We start from the raw sequence: 16,687 nt of genomic DNA, 5'->3' as shown, positions 1-16,687 counted from the left end.
CAAAGCAATCTAATGAATGTAAAGGGCATCCAGTTTATGAATCATCTTAGTAGTTGTTTTCACAATTGAAGTGTTTTCTACTTTGTTTGTCGACAAAAATAACACAAGGAGAAATATCCATCTCTTGCATTGATTGAAGTTGACGACCTTCATTTTGATTTCAGCTGCTTACATGTATAGATTAAAATTTTCCATTTCCCATCTTTATACTCTTTTTATGATTTTCTTCCTCTTATTTTGCCAAAAACGTTCGGAAATTGTTTTTAAATTTAAACAAACGTCGAGAATGATAAATTCTTTATACATATTCACAGTCCGTAAAAGTATACTTTTACGGAAGGTACACTTAATTCTTTTTTAAAAGCCATAGGGATAAAGTCAAAAATTTTCTTTGAATCTTTTTAACGCTGTTGAAGGAAAAAGTGAATTAATCCTTTTTTATGAATTAATTTACTTTCAATTCAATCTTAACTATATTTTAATGTTTTGCTATGCATTATGGATTATAATGGAATTGTTAAATCAATCATCTTTCTTTTAACTTGCTTTCATCATGAAGCAAGTCTTTTTTGTTTGTCATCCCAAAGCTCAAGATAAACATATAGCTTGATACGCTATGAACTTATTTCATCAATATTATTATTATGGCTTAATTTAAATTTGAAGGTAAAGTTGTCTATTCAATTATCCTTTAAAATTACTATGGGTCTTTGTCGATATTGGTTGTAATTTGATTTCCATTATGATTAATGAAAACATAACAAGGATTCCACCCAAAAGTAATTTGACTGTAAATAATTCAAAGCCAAAAGCGATTGAGAAGACGCTTCCAAATAGCGCCTCAAGCATTAAGATTAGTGCAGCAGAGGTCGCAGAGGTATGCTTTTGAGCTAAAACTTGGATAGTTTGAGCAGCAAATGAACACATTATTCCCATATATAACAAGGGAACAATTGCTGCAGACCAATCAATATAAACAAATTGCGCCCTCTCACTGACTAGACAAAATATTAATCCACCAATTGCTTGTACCATTGCCATCATAAAGGATACGATACTTACATCCACATCCTTAGCTCCGTAACTTAAATACACAATACAACCTGCACAAAATAATGCACAAATTATGGAGTAAATATCACCTACATTTATTGTTAATCCCTTGTTTATTACCCCCGTAAGTATGGTCATGCCAAATAAACAAAAAGCAATAGAAATCCAACTTTTTATCTCTATTTTCTTCCGATAAATCCCCCAGACTATAATTGGAACAATAACTACATATGCTGCTGTAATAAAGGCGCTATTTGAAGGCGTGGTGTATTTAATACCTACAGTCTGTGTAATATAACCTCCAAAATTAAGCAATCCTACGACTAATCCTACTTTAAATTCTTTTAAATTCATTTTGCATATCTTCTTATAAAAAAAGAGAAATATAAAAAAAGCAAAGATTAGTCCTCGAAAAAAGTTAATAAACCCTGCAGGTACATTGGCATCTAACGCAAATTTTGTTGCTACAAATCCAGATCCCCACAGCACGGCTACTACTAATAATAAAGCGTTTGCAATCATTTTTGTCATTTTCATATAATATAGCTCCCTTCTCCCTAGTAAAAACTGTCTTAGAGGTAAAGCGAGTTTTTACCTTTATTAAACTAAACTGGTTATATACTATTCTTAAGGCTTTCAAAGACCAGTGAGTAAGACAAAATGCTCTTTGTAGAAAATCAACAACTTTATGTACTAAGCTTTTTCTTATAAATTCACCTCTTTTATCATCCTTAACTTTTGTTTAATAAAAATATACTTTTACTGGCGAGATATTCGTACCTATTACAAGATATTAAATTAATTATTATCATTTACAAAAAAAGAAAGCTACCCCATCGTTGCAGGACGGATAGCTTTTAAGGGAATTCATAAACTTAATTTATAAAAAGTCTGAATAATTTTATAACAAATTTATAAATAAGGCAACATAGTACAAACTTAAGCATATGAATAAAACGTGCACTTTTTATACATCTTATCTTCAATCACCTGAGGAAAATAACCGTTATATCAAGGATGGATAAAAAGCTGTATACTCCGGAAAAAGAACCCTCGGCGGTGAACTGAACCGTTCTGCAACAAGGGTTCTTTTTGATGATGTGTACTGGAAATCGAGCTTATGTAAACTAGGGAGACCTGTATATAGTATATAAATCATAAGAGGTAAATTTATGCGAAAAATAATGTTATTCGAGTTTAATGCAGAAATATCTATACCAGAAATTACTTTCTGATGAAAAGGATAATTTTATGTTGTGTAACACAATATGAACGTAACCCAAGTAGGAGATGGACTATATAACTAAACAAATCCGTTGGGTTTCTACTTTGTTTGTTCAAGAATCTTTCCTTGTATCATATTAATTTTTAGTGATGACAACTATACATGCATGCTCCACTTTTCTTCAATATTAAAGTATTTCCATATAAAATAAGCGATGCTCCATACAAGAATAAACATTATAACTAAAATATATCCCATATCGCCTAAATCTAACTTATCTATAATTTTAAACCAATTATTTCGAATATGTAGTTTTTCACCTATTATTTGTATAAGTTCCAGAAATCCTACAAATATAGCTGCAATAACTGATAGAGTGGTTATTGTGATGTTGTAATACACTTTACGTATAGGCTTATCAAAAGCCCAATTATAACTTGAAGTCATAAATGCACCATCTAGCGTATCCATTAAGCTCATACCAGCAGCAAATAAAATAGGTAAAGATAGAATACTAACAAATGATAAATTGTGTTGAGCAGCACCTGCTGATAAAGTCAATAGTGCAATCTCGCTAGCAGTATCAAATCCTAAACCAAATAGGAAACCAATTGGATATACATGCCAGCTTTTGTTTATAAATTTAAATAAAGGTTGAATGACTGGAGTCAAAAAACCTCTAGAGTTCAATAGAACTTCTAATTCAGATTCTTTATAATTTTTCTTCCTCATTTTCTTAAAGACACCAATTATATTAAGTAGTATAACCAGATTTATTACACCCATAATTACTAAAAAAGTGCCAGAAACAACAGTTCCAATTAAACCTCCGATATCCTGCATCTGTGGCAAATTATTTTTCACAAACTTAACCGAAAATGATGTAAAAATAGCCAATAAAAAAACGACGGTTGAATGCCCTAAGGAAAAGAAAAATCCCACGCCAGCTGGATTCTTCTTTTGTTCAACTAGTTTACGAACAGTAGTATCTATTGCAGCAATATGATCAATATCAAATGCATGTCTTAATCCTAGTGTGTAAGCAAGGACCCCCATACCTAATAAAAAAGGATGTTGGGGTAAGGAGATATATAAACCAATAAATCCTGCTATATGTAATATAACAACTATAAGTATATATTTAAACGACCCACGATAAATGTTCAAATTTCTTCATTCCTTTTAAAATATTTTTGTAATAAGTTATAACTTATAAGTTAGGTAGGATGTTCCTTGCCCCAATAAATATCCAAGAACTAAGAACAAAGGGCATAGTTAAAGCAGGAAGACCATAAGGGATTAACCATATACTTATACTTGCGGTAATAGGCACTGTTAAAATTGTTGCTATAATTCCAGATAAAAAGTTGTATTTTTTTTGAGGAGAACTAAAAACAATTGCTACGGCTAACATAGTTAATATTGCATTGTATCCATAAAGACCTTTTATAATTAAAGGGTGTTCGGCCCCTAATAGATAGGCAGTCATTAATGCTAAGGCGTTTCCTATAATCGCTAAAACACCAAATTTCCAACTGCTCCAAAAGACAGCAATAAACAATATAATGCCTGATAATATATGATCTAAAAAGAAGACTTGTCCAATTCCACTAAAAACCCCTTCCACCCAGTTTATATTCCCTGATATATATAATTTCCAATGAACTAAGTCTTGAGGAACTAATAATGGGCTCAATTTAAGTGCTTTTAGCTTGTAAGAAGATAATAGGATCAGCCACGTTACAATAATGAATGGAAAAGTAAGGGTGGGAATCCTTATTTTTTTGGTAATATGCATTACTATTGCTGTAAAGATCGCAGCAATGAAAGCTCCAGATAATGCTATAAACCATCTAAAAGATCCTTCTAAAAATAAAGATAGTGAAATTCCAGTAAGTACAGAGTTGTAACCAAAAAGACCTTGATCAATATCCTTTGTATCAGCCCCTCCAAGTTTTCCTACTACAGTTCCTATAAAAGAAGAAAGAAGGGCCATTAATCCTAGCGAATAAGAATAAATCATTATAGCTAATAGTATAAGAAAGCCACTTATGGCATTCTCTATAAGAATAACTTGTGAAATTCCCCTTAAGAGAACTTTAATAGAATCAGCAATAGAGCTATTTTTTAATGTAGATATCTGTCTTATAAACATTCTATATCTCCCCCTTTATTTTAAATTTCTTATTAACTTTTCTTATACCTTCTAATAACAATGAATTATATATAAATTTTTATATATAAACAACGAATTATTAATAATAGTTTTTGTATATTAAAAACTTATAGGTAAATTATGAGTATGAATAGTGATTTTATATTGTTGAATTATCATTATTATCTAAATGTATTAAAATTGACTATATAAATTTTTATATATATAATTTTGTTGAATTCAATTAATATTCTGAGTTTTCTTTATTAATTTCTTAATGGCATGTATGGGAGGTTTTTTAATGCAATTATTACCCCGCGAGGTAGATAAATTAATGATTGTAGTGGCAGCAGATCTAGCTAAACGCAGAAAAGAGAGGGGACTAAAATTAAATCATCCAGAAGCAGTTGCTATTATTACGTATGAAGTACTTGAAGGTGCCCGTGATGGAAAGACAGTAGCTGAATTGATGGAATTCGGTGCAACTATTCTTTCTTCAAGTGATGTTATGGAAGGTATTCCAGAAATGATTCATGACGTTCAAGTTGAGGCTACTTTTCCAGATGGTACAAAGCTTGTCACAATCCATAACCCAATTCGATAAGTGAGAGGGAGAGTTTATAAATGATACCTGGTGAAGTATTTTTAAAAGAGGAAAAAATAGTTTGTAATGAAGGAAGAGTTCCCCTTAGCGTTTCGGTATTAAATACAGGAGATCGTCCTATACAAGTAGGATCCCATTTTCACTTTTACGAGGTGAATGATGCACTTAAGTTTACACGTGAACAAACTTTAGGAAAACGATTAAATATCCCGGCAGGCGCCTCAGTTCGTTTTGAGCCAGGAGATAAAAAAGAGATAGAGTTAGTTGATTTTGCCGGTGAAAAAAAGATATATGGATTCAATAATAAAATAGATGGAAGTATAGAAGGAAGGGATAATTTATGAGTTTTCATATGTCAAGAAGACAATATGCACAAATGTATGGGCCGACTACTGGAGATTCTATTCGCTTAGCTGATACTAATTTGTTTATTCAAATTGAAAAGGACTACACCTCTTATGGAGACGAGGTAGTATTTGGGGGTGGAAAAGTTATTCGTGATGGGATGGGTCAACACCCTCTTGCGACACGTGCAGATGGGGCAGCTGACACGGTCATTACTAATGCCACTATTGTTGACTATACAGGAATATATAAAGCAGATATTGGAATTACTGAAGGGGAAATAACTGGTATTGGAAAAAGTGGTAATCCGTTAGTTATGGATAAAGTGGATATTATTATTGGAGCATCTACAGAGATTATTGCAGCAGAAGGAATGATTGTTACTGCCGGTGGCATTGATGCCCATGTACATTTTATAAATCCAGCTCAAGTCGAAACTGCCCTAAGTTCTGGATTAACTACGTTAATTGGTGGAGGAACAGGACCGAGCGCTGGATCAAGAGCTACAACTGTTACTCCAGGAGAATGGCATATTCATAGAATGCTACAGGCAGCTGAGGGGTTTCCTATTAACATAGGATTTACAGGAAAGGGACAAGCTGCAGCTGAAGCGCCACTTGTAAATCAAATTTTGGCAGGTGCCATTGGCTTAAAAGTTCATGAAGATTGGGGAGCAACTGCTTCAGCAATCGATCATGCTCTCAAGGTTGCTGATAAATACGATGTACAAGTTGCTATTCACGCAGATACGTTAAATGAAGGTGGATTTGTAGAAAATACGATGTCTGCGATAAAAGACAGGGTCATTCATATGTATCATACAGAAGGAGCTGGAGGAGGGCATGCTCCAGATTTAATTAAATCTGCTAGTTATATGAATGTTCTTCCTTCATCAACTAATCCAACTTTACCTTATACAATTAATACAATAGACGAACACCTTGATATGTTAATGGTATGTCATCACCTTAATCCATCGGTTCCTGAGGATATCGCCTTTGCTGATTCTCGAATTCGTCGGGAAACAATAGCTGCGGAAGATATTCTTCAAGATATGGGTGTATTTAGCATGGTAAGTTCTGATGCTCAAGCAATGGGACGTATTGGGGAAGTCATCCTACGCACTTGGCAAACAGCTGATAAGATGAAAATGCAAAGAGGAACAATGGAGGGAGATAGCAAACTCTGTGATAACAACCGTGTAAAGCGCTATATCGCTAAATACACTATTAATCCAGCAATTACTCATGGGATTTCTGATTATGTAGGCTCAATAGAGTTAGGTAAAGTTGCGGATATTGTAATTTGGTCGCCTGCATTCTTTGGTGTAAAACCTGAGATGATTCTAAAAAAAGGAATGATTGCCCAAAGTCTAATGGGAGATGCTAACGCATCTATTCCAACGCCACAGCCAGTTATTTATCGTCCTATGTATGCATCTTACGATAAAGCTTTAAAGAGAAGTTCTCTAACATTCATTTCTCAAGCAGCATTCGATAATAAATTACACGAAAAACTTAGATTAGAAAAAGATGTTCGTGCTGTTAAAAATATTAGAAACCTAACTAAGAAAGATATGAAACTAAATAGTGAAACTCCTAACATTGAGGTAGATCCTCAAACTTATGAGGTTAAGGTAAATGGTAAATTAATTAGCTGTGAGCCTGTTAGCAAGGTGCCAATGGGCCAAAGATACTTTTTATTTTGAGGTGAATAAATTGTTAATTGAAAAAGTAATAACAAATTTAGATGAAATGAAAGATGATCTCCAAAGGTATCATATTGAAAAAATATATATGGAAAGTGGAGATTTAGTAAAACGAATTCAAAGAGCTAAAACAGATCATGGAAGAGAAATAGGCATACGTTTAAAGGAAGCACGCGAGCTTAAGGTCGGAGATGTCTTATACATGGATGAGAAAAACTTGGTTGTAGTAGATGTTTTAGCTGACGATCTGTTAGTCATAAGCCCTCGTAGCTTAGCTGAAATGGGGGAGATTGCTCATCAGTTAGGTAACCGTCATCTACCTGCCCAGTTCGAACAGGATGAGATGATGGTTCAATACGATTATTTAGTAGAAGAATTGTTAATAAAGTTAGGCGTTCCTTTTAAGCGCGAAAATAGAAAGGTAAAAGAAGCATTTCGCCACATAGGTCATAAGCATGATTGATAATAAGCTTTCTTTGCTTCAATTATGTGACTCTAACTTTCCTACAGGGGCTTTCAGTCATTCTTACGGATTAGAGACATATATTCAAGAAAATAAAGTGTACGATAAGCAATCCTTTTCAAAATGGCTAGAAGTATATTTAAATGAGCAACTCACTTATTCAGACGGACTTGCATGTCTTTTAGTGTATCAAGCTTTAGAGCAAAGGAATTTTCAGAAAATATGGGACATAGATAGGATGATAACAGTACAAAGTCTTCCTCGAGAGGTGAGAGAAGGAAATAGACAAGTTGGGCGATACATGTTAAAGCTTTTAGGAAGCTTATATAATGCAGACATAATTTCACTATACAGTGAACGTATAAATAAAAAGCTATCTTCTGGACATCCGTGTATTGCTTTTACGTTAATAGCTCACCACCTTGAAGTGGATAAATCAACAGCGATTCTATATTATCTATATTCATCCATTTTAAACCTTGTTCAAAATGCTGTACGTGGAATCCCTTTGGGGCAAACCGCGGGTCAACAGATTATTCAAGAGTTTCAAGGTAAAATTCATGAGGCAACCATGAATATTCAAAATTTGCATGAAGATGATTTTGGTATCGTTTCCCCTGGATTAGAATTGTCACAAATGAAGCATGAACGTGTTAATATTCGTATTTTTATGTCTTAATACAACTTAAACAAAAAGGAAGTGTTCATTATGGAACCTATTAGAATTGGTGTAGGGGGACCTGTAGGAGCAGGAAAAACTATGCTTATAGAAAAAATCACTCGGTATTTAAGTGAAGAAATTAGTATAGCAGTTATTACTAATGATATTTATACGAAAGAAGATGCAAAAATATTAATAAAAACCGGTATACTTCCTGCTGATCGGATTGTAGGTGTTGAAACAGGCGGATGCCCTCATACTGCTATACGAGAAGATGCTTCAATGAATTTTGCTGCAATTGAAGAGCTTAAGGAGAAACATCCAGATGTTGAACTTATATTTGTTGAAAGTGGTGGAGATAATCTTGCAGCTACTTTTAGTCCGGAGCTTGTTGACTTCTCTATTTATATTATCGATGTAGCACAAGGAGAAAAAATTCCACGGAAGGGAGGTCAAGGAATGATTAAATCTGATTTATTTATTATAAATAAAACAGATTTAGCACCATATGTTGGTGCCAGCCTAGAAGTAATGGAATCTGATACAAAAGTTTTTAGAGGAAATAAGCCCTTTGTATTTACTAATTTAAAAGAACACGAAGGTATAGAACAGGTAATTGAATGGATTAAGCAAAATGTTTTTCTAAAGGGCTTGGTATAAGTGGAAGATTGGACAGGTATCTTACAGTTAACAGCTGAGAATAAAAATGGAAAAACGGTTTCAAAAAATTTGTACTTTCAAGGTGCCTTAAAGATCATGCGTCCAGTTTACCATGATAACTCCGGAAAGGTATGTTATTATATTTTAAATCCTGGAGGGGGATATCTAGATGGTGATACCTATAAATTAAATATTTGTCTAAGGGAGAAAGCTCAAGTAACCTTAACTACTCAATCTGCTACAAAAGTATATAAAACACCCTATGAGCAGGCTTATCAAGAGACAATAATAACGCTAGATAAAGGCAGTCACCTTGAGTATATTCCCGATCCCCTCATAGCATATGAGCATGCACGTTATAAACAGAAAAATATTATTCATATGGATAAGGAAGCAACACTGATCTGTTCTGATATTCTTACACCTGGCTGGTCTCCAAATGGAAAGCAATTTAGTTATAATATGTTGCAACTTATAACTAAAATATACATGGAAGAACAAATAGTAGTATATGATCACCTAAAATTACAACCTAATATAAAAGAAATTAATGGAATGGGATATATGGAAGAATTCTCGCACCTAGGTTCAATGTTTGCTATTGGTCCAAAAACAGGAGACGAATTGTTAGAGAAACTATCTGAATGTATAGAGGAATTTGGTGAGGACTGTGAAATAGGATTTTCTTATCTATCAGTACCTGGATTATCTATTCGAGTTTTAGCTAATTCTACCCAGCTAATTGAAAGAGTATTCAATGCTTGTCATAGGATTATTAATAATGATTGGTTTAATTTGAACACATGTTCCTTAAGGAAATATTAAAATGAAAAGCCAGTAATTCATCAGAATTACTGGCTTTTTTATGCTATTTTATTTAATGCTAATTTTTAATAACGGAGATTTCACATATATTTTTGAGTATAAATACTTTTTTTAATTATAAAATAGGATTTATAGCCTTTAAGCTTAGTAATAATAGTACAATATACCTTCAAACAAATATAAATGAAATATTTTTAGTGAAGGCATACATGTTCTTAATTAAAAAATATTAGAATTGGATGAGGTGGGTTTTATGAATACTTTAGGCTATGCTATCTTAAGTGTACTTGCTAGACACTCTTGCTCTGGGTACGATTTAGCTAACCATTTAGAAGTTATCTGGCCAGCAAAACACAGCCAGGTTTACCCTTTGTTAAAAAAATTAGAAGATGAAAATTTTCTTACTTGTGAATATGTTGAGCAACTAGGTAAGCCAGATAAAAAGTTATATTCAATTACCTTGAGGGGAAAACAGCAGTTAGCAGAATGGCTAAATACAAATTCTTCTGCCCCTGTAATACGTGACGAATTTCTTGTTAAAATGTACTCTATCTGGTTAAGTGATCAGAAGAAAGCAGAGAATCTAATCCAAAACCGGATTGATTATTTGTCACAAGAATTACAAAAACACCTAGAACAAACAGTAATATTTGAAATGAATTCTGAGCAAAAAGAGTTAGATATTACATCTAAAAACTTTGGGAAATATATAGTTACTAAACGAGCAATTAAACTAAACGAAGATGAAATTGGCTGGTGCAGATGGATTTTAAATCTACTTTCTCAAACAAATAATAAACAATTCTTATTAGGAATAGCAGGGGTTAAAATGATAAATCAGTTTATTCTAGGGATCGTTTAATTAACAGGTAATAAACAAGGGTATAATAAGCTAAAGTGAAAATTTACATATCAAGAAAAGTAAGTAGTTGTATAAGTCAGTCCAATTATAGATAGATTATTTTGGAAAGTTTAGGGCCGTTAAAAAGGAATGATATTTAAGCAAAATTCCTATTTTCTTCTATCAAAAACATTCGTAAAAATGTGTATTTTATGAGACTTTCGTTCGTAATTAATTTTCAAACTTTTAAACGGACGATAAAAATAATAGATCTCTTATATAAAATAAAGGTTCGTAAAAGTATACTTTTGCGGACGCGATATTAAAATCGATTATAAAGTGTTAAAGAAATTGAGCCTTTTATACATATTTCCCTTCCGAAAATAGTGATTATTTAAATGAAGAGTAAATAAAGAAAAGCCTTCTTTTAAACAAAGAGGGCTTTTAAGTTTAATTTTTTGGAAATAAAAATGCTTGTTTAAACTTTCGTGCAGGATATTTCTTTCCGTCCTTCATAACTCTAAAGGGTTCTTCTTTCCATGTCACAACTACTTCAATCTTGTTTGAGTCAACCGAAATAGGTTGATTTTGATGATGGAAGAAATTCTGTGAATCAGGTATTTTATATGTGATTAATTCAGCTTTAGTATTTGTATTTGTCCCATCTCTATAGATCTCTACTGTAGCATCATAAACCTGTCCACCTAAGTTTCTCACATCGATACTATAGGTATTAAACTCATCATTATCCTTCAAGTCGTTAGTATCGGGTTTGTCTATCTTTACTTTCCAATGGTCTGATGATTGAGACGTAGGAAGCTTTTCTGGTGTATAAGCGTAAGTATTAACAGAACCAAAAATGATGGAACATAAACAACTACCAACAAGTAAGATATGTGCTTTCTTCATTATAGATTCCTCCAAATCAAAAGATAAGAGTATTCTTCTTCCAATTAGAACTAATATACGTGATTTTTATTGTGCTAAATAAAATATACATATTTAAAAACATAAAGAATTTTTTGAAAAATGAAGAGTATTAAAGCATAGACGTTTTGGCATTAGCTTTTTTACTGTCTAAATAAGTGTACCTTTTTATACTATCTACATTGAACAGTACTCACCATAGACGAACTATATTGTTTTTTAGGCTAACTAAATTTTTTTATAAAACTCTTGAGCTAGAGCGTAGTCTAGGTATTATAATGAGAAACATCTTAAGAATAGAAAGGGCTGATCAGACATGTTAAATGTTGAGGAGAAGATAGTTATTTTAACTGGAGCTTCAAGTGGAATCGGTGAAGCAACTGCTAAAGTACTTGCTAATAAAGGAGCTAAAGTTGTACTATCAGCAAGACGTGAGGAACGATTACGAAAACTCAAGTCAGAAATTGAAAAACAAGGTGGTACAGTTGAATATAAAGTAACGGATGTTACTTCTCAACAAGAGGTAGAAGAACTGGCAAGCTTTACTTTAGATAATTTTGGACAGATTGATGTCCTAATTAACAATGCTGGTTTTATGCCACTTTCTTATTTACATGAAAAAAGAGTGACAGAATGGGAACAAATGATTGATGTAAATATTAAAGGTGTCCTTTATGGGATTGCTGCAGTTCTCCCATATATGAGAACTAGAAAGCAAGGACATATTATTAATGTTTCTTCTGTTGCAGGGCACATAGCTTTTCCATCAAGTGCTGTCTATTCAGGTACAAAATTTGCTGTAAGGGCTATTACTGAAGGGTTGAGGCAAGAAGAAGTAGAAAATAATGTTCGTACAACCATTATTTCACCTGGAGCAGTAGATACAGAATTGGTCAATTGCATTTCTAATCAAGAAATTAAAAAAGGTATTGAAGAACAAATTATGGAATTTGGACTTCCTGCAGAGGCTATCGCTAATTCGATTTTATATGCAATTTCTCAACCAGATAATATAGATGTCAATGAAATAATTGTAAGACCAACTAAACAAGAACTATAATAAAAAAAGATATTGATATTTGTGGTTCACTTTTTTTGTAAGTGGGCCTTTAATTGCAAGAAATTTAATAGTTAATTAACTCAATACTGTTTTAAAAACTTGAACAAGCCAACCAGTTTAAACCAGTCGTACCTTCCAGACAATGATGGAATAAATAATAAAGAGATAGGAGGTATTAACTATGAGCTACACGATTAGTCAAGTATCAGACCAAACAGGCTTATCAATTCATACTTTGCGTTATTATGAAAAAGAAGGTATTACTCCGATTATTAAGCGAAATGAAAGTGGCAGACGTATTTATGAAACTAAAGATATTGAATGGCTTAAATATATTTGCTGTTTTCGGGCTACGGGTATGACTATTGCTGATCTAAAGGAATTTGTGACCCTCGTAATGCAGGGGAATGAAACAATTGATCAACGCATATCAATGCTTAAAAAACAAAATGAATATATACAGTCAAAAATAAATCAATTGACGTCTTATCAAGCAATGATTGACCATAAAATTAATTGGTATAGTAATGAAATAGGTCATAGTAAAGTTTGTCCTAGAGAAGAAAGTATTAAGAATCGACTGAATTCAGAGTGGAAATATTGATTAAAATGAGAGTTTTTCTACTTTTATCCTTCTGAAAAAATTGTTACTTCGTTATAAATATTAATATTACGACATTCTTCTAATTATCTCTTCTCACTCTATTTAAATATCAATTCGCTGTTCGAATCACAAGGGTCTTTTTATATTTTTTTCGTTAGAAAAACCCTCAAGGCTAAAAAATCACCCTGAAGGTGATTAATATCTTTAACAAAAAAGAAAGCTACCCCATCGTTGCAGGACGGATAGCTTTTAGGGAATTTGTATGCTTCAATTCATAAAAAAGTCTGAATAATTTTACAACAAATTTATAAATAAGGCAATATAGGACAACCTTGAGCATATGTATAAAAGGATCGCTTTTTATACATTCTTTCTTCGACCACACACCTGAAGATCATCGTCATATCAAAGATGTATAAAAAGCTGCATACTCAAGCAAAAGAATCCTTAGCTGAACCCTACTGCTGCAAGGGTTCTTTTGCTTGCTTGATTCCTTTAAGAGTGATTATGTTAACTAACTTTGTATATCGTATACAATTATTAACCGATTCAAAAACCTTTTATAAGTTAGGTTTTGACACCAGAATATTGCACCAAAACCAATAAACAATTGATGTACTAACTATATAAATGTAAACCTCAGAGCTTTTTATAAATGGAACGGAGTTATACGTTAAAGTATAAAAAATATAGTAAACAATAGAAGATATTAATAAATAGCAAAGCAGACTTATTATACTGAATCTGGGTAATTTTTTAATTAAAAGTAGAGATGTAGGTAGCCCAAAAACTGTATATAAAATGAAGTAAACTACTGTACTTATAATTATAATGAATGGCAATGCAGGTGAAATAAGATCTTTAACTCCGTATTCAATGATTAAATACAATAAAGATAGACAAATTGAAGATAGCAATATAGCCAATACATATTTTTTAATCATAATATCCTCCGTATTTATAAAGTATAAGGATATTGGGATACTTATCCTTTTAATCATTATAGGCTTTATAGTTGCATCAATGTTTTTAAAGTAAATTAATTTTATAAAAAAGAAGAACACTGAATTGGATGTTCTTCTTTTTTAAGGATAAGTACCTTAAAATCAACTCTATAAAGATTGGATACCGATAACTCACATTATGTTAACTAAGATTGTATAGCGTCTACAGATTAAAAAGAGAAAAACTCCTGTCATTGGTCAGGAGTTTTTTCAGTAACGTATCAAGGTATTAAAAGTGATACGTAACGTATCTTGAGTAGTTTGCTCAAAATACTATTTATTCATACTATAATATCAAAAAAAAAGAAACAAACTTGGGCAAGAATGTTTCTTTAAAATTCAATCCAGCTTAATACTTTACCCTTATGATTAAAAATGAAACATAAAATATATTTTTTCCTAGAAAATCCATTATGGTAACTAAAAATTTATGAAGTATAAAGCTTAAATATAGACAAATACTGCTTTCGTATAGTAATTTTTCTGTTACGCAGATACCTTATGTTTGAGTACTAATGTCTCAACACATCTTGAGTAGTTTTACTTATATGTAAATATTTACTGTTTTTATACTGACATTCTAGGTTCTTTTGCAAGATAAAGTGTTATCTTTTACATACATTTCATAATGCCCATTTATGTAACTAGATACTTTTAAATTAAGTAAAAGAGCCTTGAGATTAATTATTTCTTCTGTATCTAATCCGCACTCTTTTGCTAGCTCTTCAATTTCGCCTTTACTAATTTGTATATTATTTTCCAAATCAGTTACTGTCTCTTTACTGTATTGAAAAGGAACTTCATCTATAACTTCTGTAATTAGTTGATCCTGTCCTTCATATTCTAATCTCCCTTTGGCTGCAGAGTGTTTTCCAATTAATACAGCCTGCTCTTTTATATCCGAAAGGAGAATCATCAATCTAATTCGTTGATTCACAAGAATACGTTGTTTATCAAAAATAGAGATAATTTTGGTTTGATAGTCATCCATAGTTAGGTGAAGTTGATACTTTGCTTCTCTTATTACTTCTTCAGTGTTTTTAATAAGTATCATGTTTAAATCCTTTGCCCCCCGTATTATATGTACTTTTATTATAACAAACTAAAAAGGGAACATCATTCCCTATAATTAAACCAGCGATCCACCGATTAATTCTGCGAATAATTAACATTCACAATATTTACATCAAAGATCATTTCTTTATTAAAAGATTTAGTTGGCTTTACAGCTCTAAGGAAAGAAACTACATCTGCCTTTTCTTATGTAAGGGTCTGCCCCTCGGTCAGGAGAAACTCTTAATAAAATTTCACCACGTAGTAACGAGATTAAATAAGTGACTACATTACGATGTTTTCCTCTAATGCTAACAATCGTGTGATCAATTGCCCAATATCTTTTATATAAACTAACAACAAGTTAATTACCACCTCGGCTAGGCACCTTAAGTGTAGCTTTTTATTCCATATTTATTATTTCTTTATTTCGTGTTAAAGATTAAAAGTCTATTTACATAAAAAAAGAGAAAAACAATTTAATTTGAGAGATAAATCGTTTTCCTCAATAAATACATAGCCTATTTTATCTCAAGATCTTATTTCGTTTATATTTAAGTGCTGTTTTGAGAAGTACTATCTGATAATATAATTCATTTTTAATAGCTAAATCTTTACACCTATTGTAATCTGCAATTAAACCTTTCATCTCCCTATAAAATAGAGATCGTTCATAGTTATCCAGCATGTCCTCCCCTCCTGATGTTATTTCTTTTATATTACCCGTTCGACATATACTGACACTTAATTTTTGGTAAACAACGTTATATAGATTCGATATGTATGAAGTATACAATTAAAAACTCCTGGGGCCGATCAGGAACTTTGTTTTATTGCATATATTACATTAAAGGATAGAAGTTTTACAGTTTCTTAAGTAATCTGTTAAAGCCATTGCAATTCATTCATATAAATAATTTACGAATAGCAAATACACTACGCTTTAGCCACTTCTTTTATATTAATGAGTGGTATTGTTATTTGGCATCTGCGGTTGACCTTGAGCAGGTGCAAATGCATTGATTATTTCTTGCATGTCTTGTTGAGCAAGCTGTGGCACTTGGTAATAATGATGTTTGTTTTGATAGAGGGAAATTTCATACGCCATCTCGATGCAAGTTGTAACAGAATCAGCCAATACACGACATACAACAAGATTCGTTGTTTCAAGGGCCTAATGTGTAGAGTGAGAAACACCTTATAAGATAATTATCCTCTATGAAATAATGTATTTACAATTGAAAAAATGTATAAAATCTTTATTACTGTAACATGGTTTATGTAATTTTCGATTTCATAACATTGAGGCAGAAATTCACCCCTTTAAGATGTATATGAAATATATGTTTTTTGAAGTAAAATAGAAAATAAGCTTACTGAAGAAAGAATAGTGGCAAGAGAGGACAAGAAATATTTGCAAATGAGTAGTACAGCTAGATGTAAAATGTATATTTATAACTCTAGATGAAGTGGTCACCCTTATATTCTATAAAGCACTT

The 16,687-nt window shown here is 32.0% G+C and carries 16 protein-coding genes and 1 pseudogene; 10 read left to right on the top strand and 7 right to left on the bottom strand.

Going from position 1 to position 16,687, the window contains the following annotated elements:
* Window positions 1–684 precede the first annotated feature (684 nt).
* The 3 genes from JNUCC25_RS26995 to JNUCC25_RS26985 all read right to left on the bottom strand — a co-directional run bounded on the left by JNUCC25_RS26995 (window position 685) and on the right by JNUCC25_RS26985 (window position 4,433).
* Window positions 685–1,590 (bottom strand): DMT family transporter, encoded by a 906-nt coding sequence (locus tag JNUCC25_RS26995; RefSeq protein ID WP_289921187.1) that lies wholly within the window; start codon window positions 1,588–1,590, stop codon window positions 685–687.
* 844 nt (window positions 1,591–2,434) lie between these two features.
* Window positions 2,435–3,445 (bottom strand): HoxN/HupN/NixA family nickel/cobalt transporter, encoded by a 1,011-nt coding sequence (locus tag JNUCC25_RS26990; RefSeq protein ID WP_454223384.1) that lies wholly within the window; start codon window positions 3,443–3,445, stop codon window positions 2,435–2,437.
* A gap of 43 nt (window positions 3,446–3,488) precedes the next feature.
* Window positions 3,489–4,433 (bottom strand): urea transporter, encoded by a 945-nt coding sequence (locus tag JNUCC25_RS26985; RefSeq protein ID WP_454223383.1) that lies wholly within the window; start codon window positions 4,431–4,433, stop codon window positions 3,489–3,491.
* A gap of 301 nt (window positions 4,434–4,734) precedes the next feature.
* Between JNUCC25_RS26985 and JNUCC25_RS26980 the strand changes: the two genes are divergently transcribed.
* The 8 genes from JNUCC25_RS26980 to JNUCC25_RS26945 all read left to right on the top strand — a co-directional run bounded on the left by JNUCC25_RS26980 (window position 4,735) and on the right by JNUCC25_RS26945 (window position 10,561).
* A complete protein-coding gene (locus JNUCC25_RS26980; protein WP_176585949.1) occupies window positions 4,735–5,037 on the top strand; it encodes an urease subunit gamma in 303 nt (100 codons plus the stop codon).
* A gap of 20 nt (window positions 5,038–5,057) precedes the next feature.
* A complete protein-coding gene (gene ureB / locus JNUCC25_RS26975) occupies window positions 5,058–5,381 on the top strand; it encodes an urease subunit beta (protein WP_454223382.1) in 324 nt (107 codons plus the stop codon).
* A complete protein-coding gene (gene ureC / locus JNUCC25_RS26970) occupies window positions 5,378–7,090 on the top strand; it encodes an urease subunit alpha (RefSeq protein ID WP_176585947.1) in 1,713 nt (570 codons plus the stop codon). Before ureB ends, ureC begins: the two co-directional genes overlap by 4 nt.
* A gap of 46 nt (window positions 7,091–7,136) precedes the next feature.
* The gene (gene ureE / locus JNUCC25_RS26965) at window positions 7,137–7,553 is read left to right on the top strand and encodes an urease accessory protein UreE (protein WP_373274926.1); all 417 of its coding nucleotides are present in this window, start codon (window positions 7,137–7,139) and stop codon (window positions 7,551–7,553) included.
* Window positions 7,546–8,232, top strand: coding sequence for an urease accessory protein UreF (locus JNUCC25_RS26960; RefSeq protein ID WP_454223381.1), 687 nt, complete (start codon window positions 7,546–7,548; stop codon window positions 8,230–8,232). The genes ureE and JNUCC25_RS26960 overlap by 8 nt, the downstream gene beginning before the upstream one ends.
* Before the next feature lie 30 nt (window positions 8,233–8,262).
* Complete coding sequence (gene ureG / locus JNUCC25_RS26955) at window positions 8,263–8,874, top strand: urease accessory protein UreG (protein WP_454223380.1); 612 nt, start codon at window positions 8,263–8,265, stop codon at window positions 8,872–8,874.
* Window positions 8,875–9,699 carry an urease accessory protein UreD gene (locus tag JNUCC25_RS26950; protein WP_454223379.1) on the top strand — a complete coding sequence of 275 codons (825 nt, stop codon included), beginning with the start codon at window positions 8,875–8,877 and terminating at the stop codon, window positions 9,697–9,699.
* A gap of 253 nt (window positions 9,700–9,952) precedes the next feature.
* Window positions 9,953–10,561 (top strand): PadR family transcriptional regulator, encoded by a 609-nt coding sequence (locus tag JNUCC25_RS26945; protein ID WP_454223378.1) that lies wholly within the window; start codon window positions 9,953–9,955, stop codon window positions 10,559–10,561.
* A 429-nt stretch (window positions 10,562–10,990) separates the two neighbouring features.
* Here the strand turns inward: JNUCC25_RS26945 and JNUCC25_RS26940 are convergent, their stop codons facing one another.
* A complete protein-coding gene (locus tag JNUCC25_RS26940) occupies window positions 10,991–11,449 on the bottom strand; it encodes a hypothetical protein (protein WP_454223377.1) in 459 nt (152 codons plus the stop codon).
* A 334-nt stretch (window positions 11,450–11,783) separates the two neighbouring features.
* Between JNUCC25_RS26940 and JNUCC25_RS26935 the strand changes: the two genes are divergently transcribed.
* Both JNUCC25_RS26935 and JNUCC25_RS26930 read left to right on the top strand, forming a co-directional pair.
* A complete protein-coding gene (locus JNUCC25_RS26935) occupies window positions 11,784–12,527 on the top strand; it encodes an SDR family oxidoreductase (RefSeq protein ID WP_454223376.1) in 744 nt (247 codons plus the stop codon).
* A gap of 181 nt (window positions 12,528–12,708) precedes the next feature.
* Window positions 12,709–13,131, top strand: a complete 423-nt coding sequence (locus JNUCC25_RS26930) for a MerR family transcriptional regulator (RefSeq protein WP_454223375.1) — start codon at window positions 12,709–12,711, stop codon at window positions 13,129–13,131.
* Window positions 13,132–13,691: 560 nt separating this feature from the next.
* On the opposite strand, the gene JNUCC25_RS26925 is transcribed toward JNUCC25_RS26930, so the two are convergent.
* The 3 genes and pseudogenes from JNUCC25_RS26925 to JNUCC25_RS26915 all read right to left on the bottom strand — a co-directional run.
* A complete protein-coding gene (locus tag JNUCC25_RS26925; RefSeq protein WP_454223374.1) occupies window positions 13,692–14,075 on the bottom strand; it encodes a UPF0715 family protein in 384 nt (127 codons plus the stop codon).
* 640 nt (window positions 14,076–14,715) lie between these two features.
* On the bottom strand, window positions 14,716–15,189 hold the full coding sequence (locus JNUCC25_RS26920; protein ID WP_272812566.1) for a hypothetical protein: 474 nt from the start codon (window positions 15,187–15,189) through the stop codon (window positions 14,716–14,718).
* Window positions 15,190–16,149: 960 nt separating this feature from the next.
* Window positions 16,150–16,362 (bottom strand): annotated as a pseudogene (locus JNUCC25_RS26915) (spore coat protein); the annotation flags it as partial.
* Window positions 16,363–16,687 lie beyond the last annotated feature (325 nt).

The organism is Priestia sp. JNUCC 25, from assembly GCF_053667915.1.
This window is presented reverse-complemented; position numbering and strand designations above follow the sequence as displayed.